Here is a 16,198-nt window from a genome sequence, read left to right on the forward strand (position 1 = left end):
CCTTCGACTTCGGCCTTTCAGGCCTGCGCTCAGGCCGAACGGCGGGAGCTGAAATCCTTCCCGCCGGCTTCATCAATACCCGGATACCGAATGTTCTTTCGCAACCTCACCCTGTTCCGTTTTTCCCCCGCGGTCGCCACCGATCTCGATCGCCTCGACGAGGCCTTGGCCGAGCACCGGCTGCGCCCCTGCGGCCCGCTGGAGATGTTCACCAGGGGCTTCGTGCCGCCGGTCGGCCGCGGCGAGGGCGAGCCGCTCACCCATGCGGTGAAGCAGTCCACCCTGTTCACCGTCGGCGGCGAGGACAAGCTGCTGCCCGCCGCCGTCATCAACGACGAGCTGCATCGCAAGGTGCAGAAGATCGCCGAGGAGGAGGGCCGCAAGGTCGGCGGCCGCGAGCGCAAGCGGATCAAGGAGGACCTGCTCAACGAGCTGCTGCCGCGCGCCTTCGTGCGGCAGTCGCGCATGTCCGCCTACGTCGACAAGAAGCACGGCTGGCTGGTGCTGGACACCTCCAGCCGCAAGTCGGCCGAGAACGCGCTGAGCCAGGTGCGCGAGGCGCTGGGCAGCTTCCCGGCGGTGCCGCTGGCGCCGGAAGAAGGTCCGCGCGTGCTGATGACCGACTGGCTGGCCACCGGCAACCTGCCGGCCGGGCTGGCGCTGGGCGACGAATGCGAACTGCGCGACCCGGCCACCGCCACCGGCGCGATCGCCCGCTGCCGCCGCCAGGACCTGGATGCGGAAGAGGTCAAGGAGCACCTGCGCAACGGCAAGCAGGTATTCCTGCTGGGGCTGACCTTCGACGACCGCATCAGCTTCGTGCTGGGCGAGGACCTGGTCATCCGCAAGCTGAAGTTCCTCGACGTGGTGCTGGACGAGCTGGGCGACAGCCAGGCCGATGCCCACGCCGAAATGGACGCCAGTTTCGCCCTGTTGACGCTGGAACTGGCGCGGTTGCTGGCCAAACTGGAGGAATGGTTCGGCCTGCCGCGTCCCACCGACGGCTGAGATTTCGCAGCCGGCCGGAATTGCGGCCGGCCTGCCGCCCGGCCCTTGCGCCGGGGCGCCGGCTTGCCGGCATACTGTCTGTCCGGATTCGCCACGCCGACCGCGCGTGACGTACCGGATGGACGGCAGGACATGACGCAGCATCTCGAAGGCGACTGGCTGGAACTGGCGATGGCAGGCGGCAACACCATCCGGGTGTTGAAGGCCGCCCATCCGCGTGCGCGACGTTTGCGCCTCACCGTCACGCCCAAGGGCGCGCGGGTGTCGTATCCGCGCGGCACGCATCCGGCGCAGGTCAGCGCGTTCCTGCGCAGCCACGCCGTGTGGCTGGAGCAGAAGCTCGACGAACTGAACCTGATCGTCAAGCCGCTGCCGCCGCTGCGCATCGGCCATGCGTGCCACTTTCCGCTGCGCGGCGAACTGGTGGAACTGGACTGGTCCGAAGGCACCTATCCGAAGATCGAGGCGCATGCGCGCGGCCTGACGCTGGTGGTGCCGCGCCCGCACAGCCGCGCCTTGCCGATCGCCCGCGGCCTGCTCGCCTCCCACCTGGAGTTGCTGATCCGTCGCGACGTGTCGCGCTGGATGGCGGTCCACGTGCCGCAGCTGGGCCTGGCGCCGACCTCGCTGCGCATCCGCCCGATGAAGAGCCTGTGGGGCAGCCTGGACACGCGCGATCGCATCAACCTCGACCTCGCGCTGGCGCTGGCGCCGTCGGCCGCGTTGCGCTACGTGCTGGTTCATGAGCTGTGCCACCTGCGCGTGCGCAATCACTCGCCGCGCTTCTGGGCACTGGTGGAAACGCTTTATCCCGACTGGCGCGAACAGCGCGACTGGCTGCGCCAGCACGGCGCGATCCTCAAGGCCGAACTCGACCGGCTGGTCGCCGACGTGGCCGATTGAACGGCGCGGCGTCCTCGCCGGCTCAGGCGTCGGTGGTCTTCCAGCGTCGCGGTGTCTCGTTGGTGACGATCTCCACGCTGGAGCGCGCCGACTCCAGCGGACGCACCTCGACGGTCAGGCCGAAGGCGAGGCAGGGGTTCTCCGCGGCGATCGCGGCGGCTTCCTCCAGCGTGTCGGCCACGATGAACCAGTAGCCGCCGACCAGCTCCTTGGATTCGCTGAACGGACCATCCGTCACCGCATCGCGGGACACCAGCTTGCCGCGGTTCGCCAGGCGGCTGCCCGGTTTGAGCCGCCCTTGCGCCAGGCCTTCTTCGTACCAGGCGTAGAAGCGGTCGATGGTGTCCTGCACGGCGCCCTTGTCGGCGTCTTCGTCCCATTGTCCGCGCGAGATCAGCAGGTACTCGTTTGTGGGCATGGAACCTGGCCTCGATAGGGGGCGCGGTGACGCGCCGGTCAGACTGCCTTGCGCGGCTGGCGCACGTAGCGCGTGCGCAGCAGGATGTCCCACAGCGGCGTGGTGACGCCGAAGTTGGTATCCGGGTGGTAGTGGTGCACGTGGTGGGCGCCGGCCCAGCGGCGCAGCAGCGGCTGCTTGAAGCGCACGTGGTGGATGATGAAGTGGGCCAGGCCGTAGACGATGTAGCCGAGCGTGATCGAGCCGGCCAGCAGCAGCGCGAACCCGAACGGCATCAGCACCACCAGCACCGCGGTCAGCGCAATCAGCACCATCGCCGGCAGGAAGAACGGCAGCGAGTCGTAGCCGAGCGGACGCTCGTGGTGCATGCGGTGGCCCTGCTCGAACAGCGGGATGCGGGTGTGGAACATCCAGCGGTGGAAGAAGTACTCGATGAAGCTGAAGGCGAACAGGCCCAGTGCGATCGCGCCGGCAGCCAGCCAGGGACCGCCGTCGAGATGGCGCCAGCCGACGACCAGCAGCCAGGCGCCCAGCGCCGTGTCCAGCACCAGCTCGGTCCAGTAGTTGGTCCGCGTGGTGGACATCCGCGCAATCGCATCCACAGCTGAACGAACGAGGTTCTGCTTCATCGTTGCACTTTCTTGCCAGGCGCCATGCCGGTGTGCAGGCTCATGCGTGCATTCTCCCATGTCGGCAACCACAATCCATCATGTTTTCCCCCGCCGGCTGCCGTGGCGACCGGTTCCGTTCAGTGCGACAGCGCAAAACCGGTGAGTATCTGCGCCGTCGTCTCGGGCTTTTCCAGCATCGGCAGGTGGCCGCAGCCGTTGATCGTGCTGGTGCTGATCGCGCTGGCGGCGGTCAGTCCGTTGCGCAGGCTGTCCAGCGCCGAGATGTCGGTGATCCTGTCATCGTGGCACCACAACCCCAGCACCGGCATGGTCAGCCGGCCCAGCCGCTGCTGCAGCGCCAGCGGCTGCGCGTGCCAGGCCTGGAACGTGCGCTGGATGAAATCGCGGTCGCGCCGATTGCGCTCGACCAGCACGTCGACGAAGCGGCCGGGCCGGTCGGGCGGCTGCGCGAACTCCAGCGCGGCCAGCTGCGCATAACCGGCGCGGTCCCCGAACAGGTAGGGGTTGTTGCCCGCGCGTACCAGGCGCGTCAAGTCGCTCTCGCCGGCTTTCAGGCCGTACGCATCGAGCAGGGCCAGGCCGGCCACGCGCTGCGGCTGGTCGGCGGCATACGCGGCGGCGATCGCCGCACCGGTGCCGTGGCCGGCCAGCATGAAGCGCGGCAGTCGCAGTGCCTGCACGAAGGCGTCCAGTCGCGCGGCCTGCGCGTCGACGTCGTAGTTGCCCTGCGCCACGCGCGAGGATTCGCCCCAGCCGGGCAGGTCGGGGATGACCAGATGGAAATGTGCACTCAGCAACGCGGCTACCGGCAACCAGACATCCTTGTCGCCGGCGAAGCCGTGCAGCAGCACGATGGTCGGGCCTTCGCCGCCTTCGTAGTACGACCAGCGGGTGTCGCCGACCTGCACGCTGTGTGTTTCCAGCTTGGCCGCCATCGCCTCGCGTAGGTGCCCGGCGCGCATCAGCCATTGCGGCGCGAACAGGTAGCTGCCGCCCAGCACGATGGCCAGCAGCGCCACCAGCCAGGCAAGGAACTTCAGCCGCCGTCGCAGCATGCGCTTCCACAGCGGCGTGGTCGTATCGGTGGGCGAGGTCGGGCTCACTCAGGCTTGTCCGCCTGCTTCGCCTTGGCGAGGATGCCCTCCACCACCTGCTGGGTCAGCGGGTGGTAGCCGGCTTTCGCCTTGGCGTAGACCTGCTCGGCGAAGGCCAGTCCTTCCGGCGTTTTCACGAACGCCTTGTACAGCGGCGTGGTGAGGTAGATGCGGCCGATCCGGGTCATGTGCTCGGCGGCGGCATCCCACACCGCCTTGTCGCCGGCGGCAATCGCGTGGCTGTACCAGCGCATGCCGATCTCCGCGTTCGGCGTGCCGGTGAGGTGCCAGGCGGCGTCGAGCTGCTGCATCCTGTCCAGCGCCGGCGCGTCGGGCAGGCGGTCGAGGAAATACATCCACTCCTGCGTGTTCCATCCCTTCGCGTCGAGCTTGTCGGCCGCCAGCGTGCCGGCAAGAAATTCGCCGCGCTGCCTGTCGATCGCGTCGAAGCTCGGCGACTCGGGCAGCGGTGCATCCTTGGGGATGCCGCTGCCGTAGACCCATTCGCGCACCTCCGCCCAGCCCATCTTGCCGGGGTACTTCTCGATCAGGTTCGGCTTCATGTAGTCGAGCATCTGCTCGGTGGTGATGCTGTGCCAGGCGAAATGCTTGAAATAGCCCTTCAGGTAGGCATCGAAATCGGCGCGACCGAAGCGTTGCTCCAGCGTGCGCAGGAACCACGAGCCCTTGTCGTAGGCCACGTCGGAGAGCGAGTCATCGGCGCCCACGCCGCGCGGGTCGGGCGCCAGCTTCTGCGCGTTCTCGGCCATCGCGCCGATGCTTTTCTGCAGCGCGCGCGCCGACAGCAGTGCCTCCTCGTCGGCCTGGCTCTTGCCGTACACCGCCTCGGTGATGCGGCCCTGCACGTAGGTGGTGAAACCCTCGTTGAGCCAGATGTCACGCCACGCCGCGGCGGTGACGAGGTTGCCCGACCACGAGTGCGCCAGCTCGTGCGAGACCAGCGAAACCAGGCTCTTGTCGCCCACCAGCACGGTCGGGGTGGCGAACGTCATGTTGGGATTTTCCATGCCGCCGAACGGGAACGAGGGCGGCAGCACCAGGATGTCGTAGCGGCCCCAGGCGTAGGGGCCGTAGAGCTTCTCGGTGGCTTCGATCAGTTTCTCGGTGTCCTCGAATTCGTGCGCGGCCTTGGCCACCACCGAGGGTTCCGCGTACACGGCCGAGCGCGGGCCGGTTTCCTTCACCGCGAGGTCGCCGGCGGCGATCGCCAGCAGGTAGGACGGGATCGGGTGCGGCTGGTCGAACCTGAAATCGCCGTCAAGCGGATGCTGCGCGTCATTGAGCGCGCTCATCACCACGCGGATGTTCTTCGGCGCGCTGACGTGCGCGTCGTAGGTGAAGCGGATCGCCGGCGAGTCCTGCAGCGGCACCCACGAGCGCGCGTGGATGGATTCGGACTGCGAGAACATGAACGGCGCGCGCTTGTCCGCCGTCTGCGCCGGGGTCAGCCACTGCAGGCCGGACGCGGTGGGTGCCGTGCTGTAGACGATGCGCACCTGCGCCGGATGCTTCGGCGCGGTGATGGTGAGCTTGCTGCCCAGCTCCTTGTCGCGCGGTGCCAGCGCGTATTTCAGCGGCGTGGCCTTGCCGTCGGCGGCCAGCGCCTCGACCCTGGCGATCTTCAGGTCGCGCGTATCCAGCACCAGCGACTGCGCCTGCGGGTTGCGCCAATCCAGCTTCAGCGTCGCCTGGCCCGCGAGCTGCTTGTGCGGGAAGTCGATGTTGAGGTCGAGATCCAGATGCGTCACCCGCACCTGGTCGGGCTGGGCGTAGGAGTTCGGATCGTTGGCTTGGGCAGCCACCGGCAACAGCAGCGTACCGAAGGCAAGAAGCGGAAACAGGCGCATGGGCGGGAGATCTCTCGGGCCGGGAAACCCCGAGTATGCCACCGCCGCGCTGGCTGCCGCCTGTGACGAAAGCTCAGGGCAACTCGCCTGCCGAATGCGGGTCGCTCGCGTACGGATGCATGGTGGCGAGAAAGCCCGGTTGTGCCTCCACTCGGGCGATCCAGGCGCGGATGGCGGGATATTCGTCGAGCGCGAAGCCCGCCTCGGCCGCGCGGCTGCCGTAGGCGAACAGCGCGATGTCGGCGATGGTGTAACGCTCGCCGGCGATGAAGTCGCGCTCCGACAGCTCGCGCTCCAGGATCTCCAGCGTGCGCTGCGCCGCGTGGCGCTTTGCCTCCACCAGCGCGGGTGCGCGTTGCGCCAGCTTGCCGGTCAGCGTCCAGTGGCGCAGCGCGCCGAGCACCGACTCCACCCGCTCCTGCTCGAAATGCAGCCACTGCTGCACCTTGGCGCGGCCGAACGCATCACCCGGCACATACGGCGTGCCATCGGCCAGGTACATCAGGATCGCGTTCGATTCGGCCAGCGTGCGGCCGTCGTCCAGTTCGATCGCGGGCACCGTGCCGGTCGGGCTGATGCGCAGATAGCTTTCGCTGCGGCCCTCGCCCTCGAAGATGCTGACCTCCAGCGTGCGATACGGCCGGCCGAGGTGATGCAGCAGCTGGCGCACTTTCCAGGCGTTCTGCGAAGGCAGGTAGTCGTAGAGGGTCAGCATCGGCAACTCCATTGAGGTGAGGCGCGCATTCTGGCGTCACCGCGCCGGGCGCGCCATCCGCTTCTTGCGCCGACGCGGTTCCGGTCCGAAACGGCGTGCCGTCAGCAGTACCGATCGGCCAGCGCGTCAGTGGCCTCGACCAGGCGGTCGACGATGGCCGGGTCGGCCGCGCTGTGGCCGGCGAGCACGAAGTGCAGGGTGGCTTCGGGCCAGGCCTGGGCGAGGTCCCAGGCGCTGACGGCGGGGCAGATGATGTCGTAGCGGCCGTGCACGATGGTGGCCGGCAGGTGGCGGATGCGCGGCACGTCGCGCAGCAGCTGGTCCGGTTCGAGGAACAGCGCGTGACGGAAGTAGTGGGCTTCCATCAGCGCCAGGCTGACTGCGTGATGCGGGTCTTCGAAGATGCCGCCGGCGTCGGGGTCGTGCACCAGGGTGGTGCTGCCGCCTTCCCACGCGCTCCACGCCTGCGCTGCGGCGAGGCGGGTGGCTTCGTCGGTGCTGTTCAGGCGCTGCCAGTAGGCGTCCAGCATCTCGCCGCGCTCGTCGCTCGGGATGAAATCGCGGAAGCGCGCCCAGCGTTCGGGGAAGATCTGCCGTGCGCCGCCATCGAGTTCGTTGAACCAGCGCAATTCCTGTGGCCGGCCGAGGAAGATGCCGCGCAGCACGATGCCCAGGCAATGCTGCGGGTGGGCCTGGCTGTACGCCAGCGCCAGGGTCGAACCCCAGGAGCCGCCGAACACCACCCAGTGCTCGATGCCCAGGAAGGCGCGGATGCGCTCGATGTCGGCGACCAGGTGCGTGGTGGTGTTGTCGGTGAGTTCGGCGAACGGGGTGGACTGCCCGCAGCCGCGCTGGTCGAACAGCACGATGCGGTAGCGCGCCGGATCGAAGAAGCGACGGTGATAGGTCGACAGGCCGGCGCCCGGTCCGCCGTGCAGGAAGATCACCGGCAGGCCCAGCGGGTTGCCGCACTCCTCCACGTGCAGCGTGTGCAGCGCATCCACGGGGAGGCGATGGGTCTGGTACGGCTCGATCTCCGGGTACAGCTCGCGCATGGTCGGTGTTTCCTGCGGGGGTCAGGCGCTGGCGAACTGCAGCGCGGCGGTGAGGTCGCCCGGCGGCGGGCCGCCGGCGGCGATCATCGATGCGTCGCGCAGCTTCAGTCCGGGCAGCAGCTTGAGGTCGAAACGGCGGGTGAGGAAACGCAGGATCGAGCCGGTGTCGTAGATCGTGTGGTCGACGAAGCCCCGCTTCGCGTGTGGCGAGATCACCAGCGCCGGCACGCGCGTGCCCGGGCCCCAGCGATCGCCTTTCGGCGGCGCCACGTGATCCCACCAGCCGCCATTCTCGTCCACCGTGAGCACCACCAGCATGTTCGGCCACTGCGGGCTGCGCTGCAGCGCCTCGACCACTTGCGCCAGGTGCTCGTCGCCGGCATCGAGGCTGGCGTAGCCGGCGTGCATGTTGAGATTGCCTTGCGGCTTGTAGAGCGTCACCGGCGGCAATTGGCCGGCTTCGACCGCGGCAATGAAATGGTTGCTGTCGGCGCGGCTGCCGGTGCCGGCGTCGCGCAGATGCTGCGCACGCGCCGCCGTGCCCGGGGCGAACTGGCGGAAATAGTTGAGCGGCTGGTGGTGCGGCTGGAAATCCGGCACCTGCGGAAACTCGCTGTGGTCGCCTTCGCCCTTGCCGTCGAGCGCCAGCTGCCAGGCGCCGGCATACCAGGCCCAGTCGATACCGGCTTGCGACAGCACGTCGCCGATGGTCAGGTGGCTCTGCGCGGGCAGCGTGTTCGGGCTGGTCGCATCCGCCAGCCGCGGATCGCGCGGGTCATGGCTGAAGCCCGGCGCATAGGCCGGCCCCATGGTGTTGACCGCCCAGAAGTCCGGCGTCATGGCATCGCGCGAGGCCCATTCCGGGCGACCCTGCATCGCGCTCGCCGGAGAGCCTTCGGCGAACTTCGGCAGGATGCCGGTGGGGTCGTCACCCTGCACCTGGGCGATCTGCAGTTTCGCCGGGCTCTGGTCGGCGTGCGGGAAGTACGGCGGCTGCGCGGCGACCAGGTACTGGTGGTTGAGGAACGAGCCGCCGAATGCGCCCATGAAAAAGTTGTCGCACAAGGTGTACTGCCGCGCCAGCTGCCACAGGCGCAGGCTGCGGGCCGTGTCGGCGTAGTGGCCCATCGGCATCGCGCCGGTGTTGCTCCAGGCCACGAAGCCGTCGTTGCGGCCGCCGTTGATCTGCAGCTGGTTTTCGTAGAAGCGGTGCACCAGATCGCGGGTGATCACGCCGTGCGGCAGCAGCTCGCCATCGGGCGTGCGCAGCGCGAAAGGCCGGTTGGGCAAACCGGTGATGGCCTGCTCGTCGATGAGGTAGCGGCGCCCGCCGACCACCTGCTCGCGCGGCACCATGCCGCTCCACACCGGCGGCAGCGTGGTGAGCAGACTGCCGCCGCGGTCGCGCTGGCGGTACTCGGGCGAGTCGAGCGCCTTGAGCGGTTGCGCCAGGCCGGGGAAGCCGGCGAACAGGTTGTTGAAGCTGCGGTTCTCCGCGTACAGCACCACCACGTGCTGGATGTGCTGCCGCAGCAGCGCGTCGAGCGCCGCTTGATCTCCCGTCGGCGCACTGGCGTGGCGTGCGTCGTCGATGCGACAGCCGGCCAGCGTCGCGGCCGCACCCGCCAGCGCGATGCCGCCCAGCACGCGGCGCCGGGCAGGGTCGCGGGGTGCGTTCTCGTCGGCGTCGGGCGGTGCGCTCGGCTTGTCCGTCATGGCTGGGGAGACTCCGTCAGGGCCGCGGTGCGGCCTCGTCGTAGAAGCGCGCCAGATCCGCCTTCACTTGCTTCAAGGCGTCGACATCGAAGTAGATCATGTGACCGGACGGATAGAAACCGTACTCGATGTTCTTGCTGATCGCCGGGTCCAGGCTGAGGTGGCCCAGGTCGAACTCGGTGGCGTAGAACGGCGTGGCCAGGTCGTAGTAGCCGTTGGCGGAAAAGACCTTCAGATGCGGGTTGCGCCGCATCGTGTCGGCCAGGTCACTGCCCACGTACGGCGCCTGCGGGAAGCGCTGGTGCTCGCGCTTCCAGTCCCAGTTGCGGTTGATGACGCCGTAGTTGTTGGGCAGGTAGGCGTGGTCGCTGGCGTAGTTCAGGGCGCTGGTGGCGTACTGGTTGAAGGCGGCCAGGTAGGCGCCGGTGGCGGCATCGCTGGCGGCGTCGCCGTCGGGCGTCTCGCCGGCGGCATCCGGGTCGATGCCTTCGAAACGGCCGTCCAGACGTCCAACCGTGCGGCGCTGGTCGCGCAGCAGCTCCTTGCGGAAGCGGCTGGGGTCGATGCGCAGGTTGGCCTGCTTGATGTACGTCGTCGACAGGCCTATGTACTGGCTCAGCTGCGTGGCGATGCGGTCGGCCTCGGCCGGCGTGATCGCGTCGCCCCTGGCCAGTGCCAGGGTGTAGTCGGTGCTGGCGAACTGGCGCACGGCGGCGATGAAGCCGGCCAGGTCGGCGGGCTTGTTCGGTACCTTGTTGTGGTACCAGGCGATCGCGGCCTCGGTCGGCAGGTTGACGATGTAGCCGTGGTCGACACCGGTGTTGGCCCACACGCTGAAGTCCAGGATCGAGGACATCAGCACGATGCCGTTGAGCTCCATGCCCTGGTCCTGCAATTGCTTGGCCAGCACCGCCGAGCGGGTGGTGCCGTAGCTCTCGCCGAACAGGAACTTCGGCGAGTTCCAGCGGTGGTTGTCGCCGACGTAGCGGGTGATGAACTTCGCGAACGCGTCGGCATCCTGATCGATGCCGTAGAAGTCCTTGCCCTTGGCCGCGCCGACCAGCTGCGAATAGCCGGTGCCGGGCGCGTCGATGAAGACCAGGTCGGACTTGTCGAGCAGGCTGTATTCGTTCGGCACCGTGCTGTACGGCGGCGGCGGGATCGGCTGGTCGCCCGCGTTGGCCACCCGTACCGGCCCGACCGAACCCATGTGCAGCCACATGCTGGAGGAGCCGGGGCCGCCGTTGAACAGGAAGGTGACCGGCCGCTGCGCGGCCTTGCCGTCGCCGACGGTGTAGGCCACGTAGAACATGCTGACCGTGGGCTGGCCCTTGTCGTCCTTGATCAGCAAGGTGCCGGCGGTGGCCTTGTAGGCCACGTTGCGGCCATCGATGCGCACGCTGTGCGAGGTCACCACCTTGCGTTCGGGCGGGATCGGCAGCGTGTCCTTCTTGGTGTCCTTGTCGGCCTGGGACTTGCTGTCGTGCGGGTTGCTGTCGGCCGCATGCAGCGGGGCGGCAAGGCCGATGGCCAGGACGAAGGCGAGCGGGGCGATGAGGGAATGGCGCATGGCGAGAGGCTCCGTATCAGCGCTGCGGCGCGGCAAGGTCGTAGAAGCGGGCGAGATCGTGCTTGAGCTGCTGCAGCGCCTCGGTGTTGAGATAGATCATGTGCCCGGAAGGGTAGTAAGCGAACGACAGATTGCCGCGCAGCGAAGGGTCCAGGTTCATGTGCGCCAGGTCGTACTCGGTGATGAAGAACGGCGTGGCGAAATCGTAGTAACCGTTGAGCGAGAGCACCTTGAGGTTCGGATTGGTGCGCATCGCGTGCGCCAGGTCGCCGGCCACGTACGGCAGCGGCAGCGCGCGGCGCATGCCCGGGACGGCGTGCTTCCAGTCCCAGCCCTGGATGATCTTGCCGTAGGTGGGGCGGTAGTCGAGCTGGCTCGGGTAGTCGAGCTGGTCGGCAAGATAGTCGTGGAAGGCGCTGACGAAGGCGCCGCTGATGCCGGTGTCGGAGGGGTCGTACTCCGGCGTTTCGCCGGCGGCATCGGGGTCGGTGCCGGTGAAGCGGGCGTCGTAGCGGCCCAGGATGAGACGCTGGTCGCGCAGCAGTTCCTTGCGGAAGCGGCTGGGGCTCACGCGCAGGTTCGCCTGCTTGATGTATTGCACCGGCAGGCCGGTGAAGCCGGCCATCTGCGTGGCGATCGCGTCGAACTGTGCGGCGGGCAGATCCTGCCCCAGTGCCAGCGCGGAGGCGTACGGGCCACGCGCCCAGGCGCGGGCCTGGTCGACGAAGGCCTTCAGCTCGGCCGGCTTGTTCTGGCCGCTCTTGGAAGGCACTTTGTCGTGGTACCACGCGGCGGCGGCGAAGCTGGGCAGGTAGCCGACGTAGCTCTCGTCGTAGCCCGGCATGCGGATCGCGTAGTTGAGGATCGAGGACATCAGGATCACGCCGTTGAAGGCCATGCCCTTGTCCTGCAGCGCGTCGACCAGCGCGGCCGACCGGGTGGTGCCGTAGCTCTCGCCGTACAGGAACTTGGGCGAGTTCCAGCGCCGGTTGAGCGTGACGTAGCGCTCGATCGCGCGGCTGAAGGCGGAAATGTCCTGGTCCACGCCCCAGAAGTCCTTGCCGGTGGCCTTGCCCAGCGGGCGCGAATAACCGGCGCCGACGGCGTCGATGAAGACCAGGTCGGTCTTGTCGAGCAGGCTGTCGCCGTTGGCCACCAGGTGGTACGGCGCCGGCGCGGTGGCCTGCGGGCTGGCCGTCTCGATGCGCACCGGGCCGAGCGAGCCCATGTGCAGCCACACGCTGGAGGAACCCGGGCCGCCGTTGTAGAGGAAGGTCAGCGGGCGCTGCGAGGGCTTGCCGTCGTCGACGGTGTAGGCGACGTAGAACACGCTGGCCTGCGGCTGCTGCTTGTCGTCGCGGATGATCACCGTGCCGGCGGTGGCGGTGTACCTGATCGTGCGCCCGCCGATGGCGACGCTGTGCTGCGTGCGCACCGCCGTTTCATGGGCGGGGATGCGCGGATCGGTGCTGTCATGGGTGGCGCTGGATGACGCGTTGGCCGGCGCCGCGTCGGCGGCATGGGCGGCGGGCAGGCCGGCGAGCGCGATGGCACTGGCCAGCAATAGCGAAGCGAGGCGGCGCATGGGGTTCCCCTGAGTTCGAGCAGCGTTCGAGTATGCGACGCCGTGTCGATGCGCGACCGTGACAAAAGTACTGGTCGCCCCGCGCGACCGGTGGATCAGTCGCCCGACATCGCCATCGCCGCGTTCCACATCGCGCGGGTCAGGGGCCGGTTCTCGTGCGGCGTCTGCAGCACGATCAGGGTGGTGGTGCTGTTGCTGGCGCCGGTCTTGAGCAGGCGGTCGAGCACCGACTCCAGGTGCCCGGTGGACATCGCCACCACGTGCAGCAGGGCCGAGTCCTCGCCGGCCAGGCGGCGGCATTCGAGCACCTCGGGAATGTCCTCGACCAGGCTGCCGATGCGCGCGCAGGTGGCCCCGTCGCAGCGCAGGCGCACCATCGCGCTCAGCGCATAACCGAGCCGGCGCGGGTTGACCGTGGCGTGGTAGCCGCTGATCACGCCGGCATCCTCCAGTCGCCGCACCCGTTCGGCCACTGCGGGCGCGGACAGGCGCACCAGCCGGCCGAGTTCGGCGAAACCGAGTCGCGCATCGCGCTGCAGCGCCTCCAGCAATTGCCAGTCCTTGCCGTCCAGTGCGGATCGGCCATCGGTCGGTTTCGATTCCAAGGTGACAACCTCTTTCATCATTTCGATCAGCGGCGAAACATCGCGATTCCGCCGCGATGCATTATTCACCGGCGCCATCGCCAGGACTAGGATGCGCGCTTCCCCGCCGGAGAATCCCCCCATGGATACCGCTCAACGTCTCGATGGCCGTGCCCTGCTCGCCATCGCGATCGCCCTGCTCACCTGGTCGTCGGCGTATGCCGCGATCGCCTATGCATTGCCCGCGTTCACGCCGGGCGAGGTGGCGTTCGCGCGGCTGCTGATCGGCTCGCTGTGCTTCGCCGTGCTGCTTTGGATCAGGCGCGTGCCATTGCCGGCGCTGCGCGACTGGCCGCAACTGGCCCTGCTCGGCGTGCTTGGCCTGACCGTGTATCACCTGTGCCTGAACTACGCCGAGACGCGCATCGCCAGCGGCACCGCCTCGATCCTGATCTCGCTGGTGCCGGCGGCCACGGCGGCGGTGTCGGCGCTGTGGATCGGCGAACGGCTGGCCGCACGCACGTGGCTCGGGCTGGCGGTGGCCCTGCTCGGCACGGTGCTGGTGGTATTCGCCAGCGGACAGCGCGTGGAGGTCGATCCGCACGCCTTGCTGGTGCTGGTGTGCGTGGCCGTCTCGGCGGTCTTCTTCGTCGGCCAGAAGGCGCTGTTCTCGCGCAGCAGCATGGTCGGGGTCACCGCGTTCGCGATGTTCGCCGGCACGCTCGGCGCGTTGCCGTTCGGCTGGCATCTGCCGCAGGCGCTGGCAGCGGCCTCGTGGCCGCACATCGGCGCGCTGCTTTGGCTGGGCATCGCGCCGACCTTCGTCGGTTACCTGGCCTGGAATCTGGCGGTGAACCGCTCATCGGCCTCGCAGGTCAGCAGCTTCATCTACCTGTCGCCGCCGATCGCGCTGCTGATCGGCTGGCTGTGGCTGCACGAGGTTCCCGAGGTGCTGGTGCTGGTCGGTGGTGCGATCACCATCGGCGGCGTGGTGCTGGCCAACGCACGGCGGCGGCCAGCGCCGCCGGCAGCCAGCCCGGCGCTGCCGGTGTCCTCGTGCGAGCAGTCGTGAGGACGACCGGCGCGCTTCAGTGCATCGGTGGGTGGTCGAGCCGGGTCAGCCGGATCACGTCCGGGTCATCGGCGTGTTCCAGCAGCAGGCATTGCACGCGCTCCTGCCATGCCCGACCGAATGCCGCGCGCTGTTCCGCGCTGGCCGCCGGATCGAGTGCGCCGCCGAGCAGCGGACGCAGGTTGGCGGGTGCGGGCACGCTCGAGAGATCCAGCTCCACCGCCACGCTCGCGCCGGTGTCGCGCCGGCGGACCCGCACGGCGGCGTGCTCGGCCGTGTCGGCGTAGCTCAGCAGCGACTGGCGCGCGTAGTGTCCGGCGATGCCGTGGAAGCCGTTGGCGCCGGCCGCCCCGGTGATCAGGGTGAATACCTGGCCGATCACGCCGTTGACGCCCTCGCTCTCCGGCCCCGGGATCAGCACCTCGACGCCGCCGCGCTCGGCGGGGCCGTCGGGATACAACGCCCGCAACGCGGCGCGCGCCATCAGGTAGGCACCGGCGACGGTGGGGCAGGAGTGCCCGGCCAGGCGCACCGCGTCGATGTAGCGGTAGTCGAGCAGGCCGTCGTCGGCGGCGCCGAGGAACGCCGCCAGCGGATCGCGCATCGGGATCGGCGGCGCCTGGTCGAAGAAAGCCGGGGTGCCCATCACTCGTCCGGCAAGCCGGTGATGCCGAAGTCGATCACGATGGCACCGGGCTCGCGCTGGCGGTAGGCCACGGTGAGGTTGTCGCCGAGGCGATCACGCAACTGCGCGATCAGCGGCAGCGGGTCGTGGTCGTTGACGAAGCGCATGGTTTCGCCCGAACGCAGCACGCCGATCGCGCCGAAGATCGCGGAATGGCGGAAACGGCGGGCCACGCCGCGGGCATCGAACAGGTGGGTGTTGGGCTCGGTCTCGATATCGAGGGGCATGACGGGACTCATGGTGGGAAAGACCGCCCCAACATACGCCGTCGATGGCCATCGGCCACTGACCTGGATCAGGCGCAAACCCCGTGGCGCGCGATGCTCAGAGCCGGCGAAAAAAACCACTTCCTGGGGTTTTCTTCCATCGCGAGTCCGGTACAGGCCCGGACTCGCTCGCATGAGCAGTCACTTGCTTGACTGCTTCTCAGAACTTGTACGCGCGGTGGATCGCCACGATGCCGTTGGTCAGGTTGCGCACCTCGACCTTGCCGAAGCCGGCGCGCTCCATCATGCCCTTGAGCGTCTGCTGGTCCGGGTGCTTGCGGATCGATTCGGCCAGGTACCGGTAGCTGTCGGCATCACCGGCGAACAGCTGGCCCAGACGCGGCAGGACCTTGAAGGAGTGGAAGTCGTAGAGCTTGCCGAACGCCTCGCTCTGCACTTTCGAGAACTCCAGCACCAGCAGCCGGCCGCCGGGCTTGAGCACGCGGCAGATGTCGGCCAGCGCCTGATCCTTGTCGGTGACGTTGCGCAGGCCAAAGGCCATGGTCACCGCGTCGAAGGAGTTGTCGGGGAAGGGCAGCCGTTCGGCGTTGAGCTGGGCCCAGCGCAGGCTGGCGACCAGGCCGCGGTCGGTGAGCCGGTCGCGGCCGACGTCGAGCATGGCTGCGTTGATGTCGCCGACTACCACCTCGCCCGTCTCGCCCACTACCGGATGGAGCAGCGCGGCGATGTCGCCGGTGCCGCCGGCCAGGTCCAGCACGCGGTCGCCGCGGCGCACGCCGCTGGTCGCCACGAAATGGCGCTTCCATAACCGGTGCGTGCCGAACGACATCAGGTCGTTCATCAGGTCGTAGCTGCGTGCGACCGAGGTGAACACCTGACCGACCAGCCTCTGTTTCTCGCCCACCGGCACGTCGCGGAAGCCGAAGTGGGTGGTGGATGCGGGCGGGGACTTCGGCTGCTCGTTCATCCCTGCAATGCTACAGCAAGCCTTGGCCTCAATAAGATCAGCGCGCCTTTTGCCTTCGCCTCCTCTCCCCCTCGGGGAGAGGGGGCAAACGCAGGGAGC

16 protein-coding genes are annotated in these 16,198 nt (G+C 68.5%); 3 read left to right on the top strand and 13 right to left on the bottom strand.

Translation table 11 applies throughout. The features are described 5' to 3' along the window. Positions 1-90 precede the first annotated feature (90 nt). Both ACVCMC_RS14940 and ACVCMC_RS14945 read left to right on the top strand, forming a co-directional pair. Entirely contained in the window at positions 91-1,008 is a 918-nt protein-coding gene (locus ACVCMC_RS14940; protein ID WP_447097865.1) for a recombination-associated protein RdgC, read from the top strand. Positions 1,009-1,140: 132 nt separating this feature from the next. After that, complete coding sequence (locus tag ACVCMC_RS14945; RefSeq protein WP_395120473.1) at positions 1,141-1,911, top strand: M48 family metallopeptidase; 771 nt, start codon at positions 1,141-1,143, stop codon at positions 1,909-1,911. Between the two features lie 22 nt (positions 1,912-1,933). Here ACVCMC_RS14945 and ACVCMC_RS14950 read toward each other — a convergent pair whose 3' ends face one another. The 10 genes from ACVCMC_RS14950 to ACVCMC_RS14995 all read right to left on the bottom strand — a co-directional run bounded on the left by ACVCMC_RS14950 (position 1,934) and on the right by ACVCMC_RS14995 (position 13,187). Beyond that, entirely contained in the window at positions 1,934-2,329 is a 396-nt protein-coding gene (locus tag ACVCMC_RS14950; protein ID WP_447097866.1) for a YciI family protein, read from the bottom strand. A 38-nt stretch (positions 2,330-2,367) separates the two neighbouring features. After that, positions 2,368-2,913 (bottom strand): sterol desaturase family protein, encoded by a 546-nt coding sequence (locus ACVCMC_RS14955; RefSeq protein ID WP_447097867.1) that lies wholly within the window; start codon positions 2,911-2,913, stop codon positions 2,368-2,370. 164 nt (positions 2,914-3,077) lie between these two features. Further along, entirely contained in the window at positions 3,078-4,016 is a 939-nt protein-coding gene (locus tag ACVCMC_RS14960) for an alpha/beta fold hydrolase (RefSeq protein WP_395121275.1), read from the bottom strand. Positions 4,017-4,060: 44 nt separating this feature from the next. Then, on the bottom strand, positions 4,061-5,923 hold the full coding sequence (locus ACVCMC_RS14965) for a M1 family metallopeptidase (protein WP_447097868.1): 1,863 nt from the start codon (positions 5,921-5,923) through the stop codon (positions 4,061-4,063). A gap of 73 nt (positions 5,924-5,996) precedes the next feature. Further along, positions 5,997-6,638 carry a glutathione S-transferase family protein gene (locus ACVCMC_RS14970; RefSeq protein ID WP_447097869.1) on the bottom strand — a complete coding sequence of 214 codons (642 nt, stop codon included), beginning with the start codon at positions 6,636-6,638 and terminating at the stop codon, positions 5,997-5,999. A gap of 101 nt (positions 6,639-6,739) precedes the next feature. Further along, positions 6,740-7,693 carry a prolyl aminopeptidase gene (gene pip, locus ACVCMC_RS14975; protein ID WP_447097870.1) on the bottom strand — a complete coding sequence of 318 codons (954 nt, stop codon included), beginning with the start codon at positions 7,691-7,693 and terminating at the stop codon, positions 6,740-6,742. A 21-nt stretch (positions 7,694-7,714) separates the two neighbouring features. Then, positions 7,715-9,409, bottom strand: a complete 1,695-nt coding sequence (gene acpA / locus ACVCMC_RS14980) for an acid phosphatase (RefSeq protein ID WP_447097871.1) — start codon at positions 9,407-9,409, stop codon at positions 7,715-7,717. A gap of 16 nt (positions 9,410-9,425) precedes the next feature. Beyond that, the gene (locus ACVCMC_RS14985) at positions 9,426-10,979 is read right to left on the bottom strand and encodes a S10 family peptidase (protein ID WP_447097872.1); all 1,554 of its coding nucleotides are present in this window, start codon (positions 10,977-10,979) and stop codon (positions 9,426-9,428) included. Positions 10,980-10,995: 16 nt separating this feature from the next. Continuing rightward, positions 10,996-12,564, bottom strand: coding sequence for a S10 family peptidase (locus ACVCMC_RS14990; RefSeq protein WP_447097873.1), 1,569 nt, complete (start codon positions 12,562-12,564; stop codon positions 10,996-10,998). 95 nt (positions 12,565-12,659) lie between these two features. Continuing rightward, positions 12,660-13,187, bottom strand: coding sequence for an Lrp/AsnC family transcriptional regulator (locus ACVCMC_RS14995; protein WP_395121273.1), 528 nt, complete (start codon positions 13,185-13,187; stop codon positions 12,660-12,662). Positions 13,188-13,290: 103 nt separating this feature from the next. Between ACVCMC_RS14995 and ACVCMC_RS15000 the strand changes: the two genes are divergently transcribed. After that, positions 13,291-14,220: a DMT family transporter gene (locus ACVCMC_RS15000; RefSeq protein WP_395120458.1), complete on the top strand. Its 930-nt coding sequence runs from the start codon at positions 13,291-13,293 to the stop codon at positions 14,218-14,220. Positions 14,221-14,236: 16 nt separating this feature from the next. Here ACVCMC_RS15000 and ACVCMC_RS15005 read toward each other — a convergent pair whose 3' ends face one another. From ACVCMC_RS15005 to ubiE, 3 genes are all read right to left on the bottom strand, one after another. Beyond that, positions 14,237-14,866: a hypothetical protein gene (locus tag ACVCMC_RS15005; protein WP_447097874.1), complete on the bottom strand. Its 630-nt coding sequence runs from the start codon at positions 14,864-14,866 to the stop codon at positions 14,237-14,239. Next, positions 14,866-15,132, bottom strand: coding sequence for a DUF2249 domain-containing protein (locus tag ACVCMC_RS15010; RefSeq protein ID WP_136259712.1), 267 nt, complete (start codon positions 15,130-15,132; stop codon positions 14,866-14,868). The genes ACVCMC_RS15005 and ACVCMC_RS15010 overlap by 1 nt, the downstream gene beginning before the upstream one ends. A 199-nt stretch (positions 15,133-15,331) precedes the next feature. Continuing rightward, on the bottom strand, positions 15,332-16,099 hold the full coding sequence (gene ubiE, locus ACVCMC_RS15015) for a bifunctional demethylmenaquinone methyltransferase/2-methoxy-6-polyprenyl-1,4-benzoquinol methylase UbiE (protein ID WP_447097875.1): 768 nt from the start codon (positions 16,097-16,099) through the stop codon (positions 15,332-15,334). Positions 16,100-16,198 lie beyond the last annotated feature (99 nt).

This window comes from Rhodanobacter sp. UC4452_H20 (assembly GCF_052978205.1).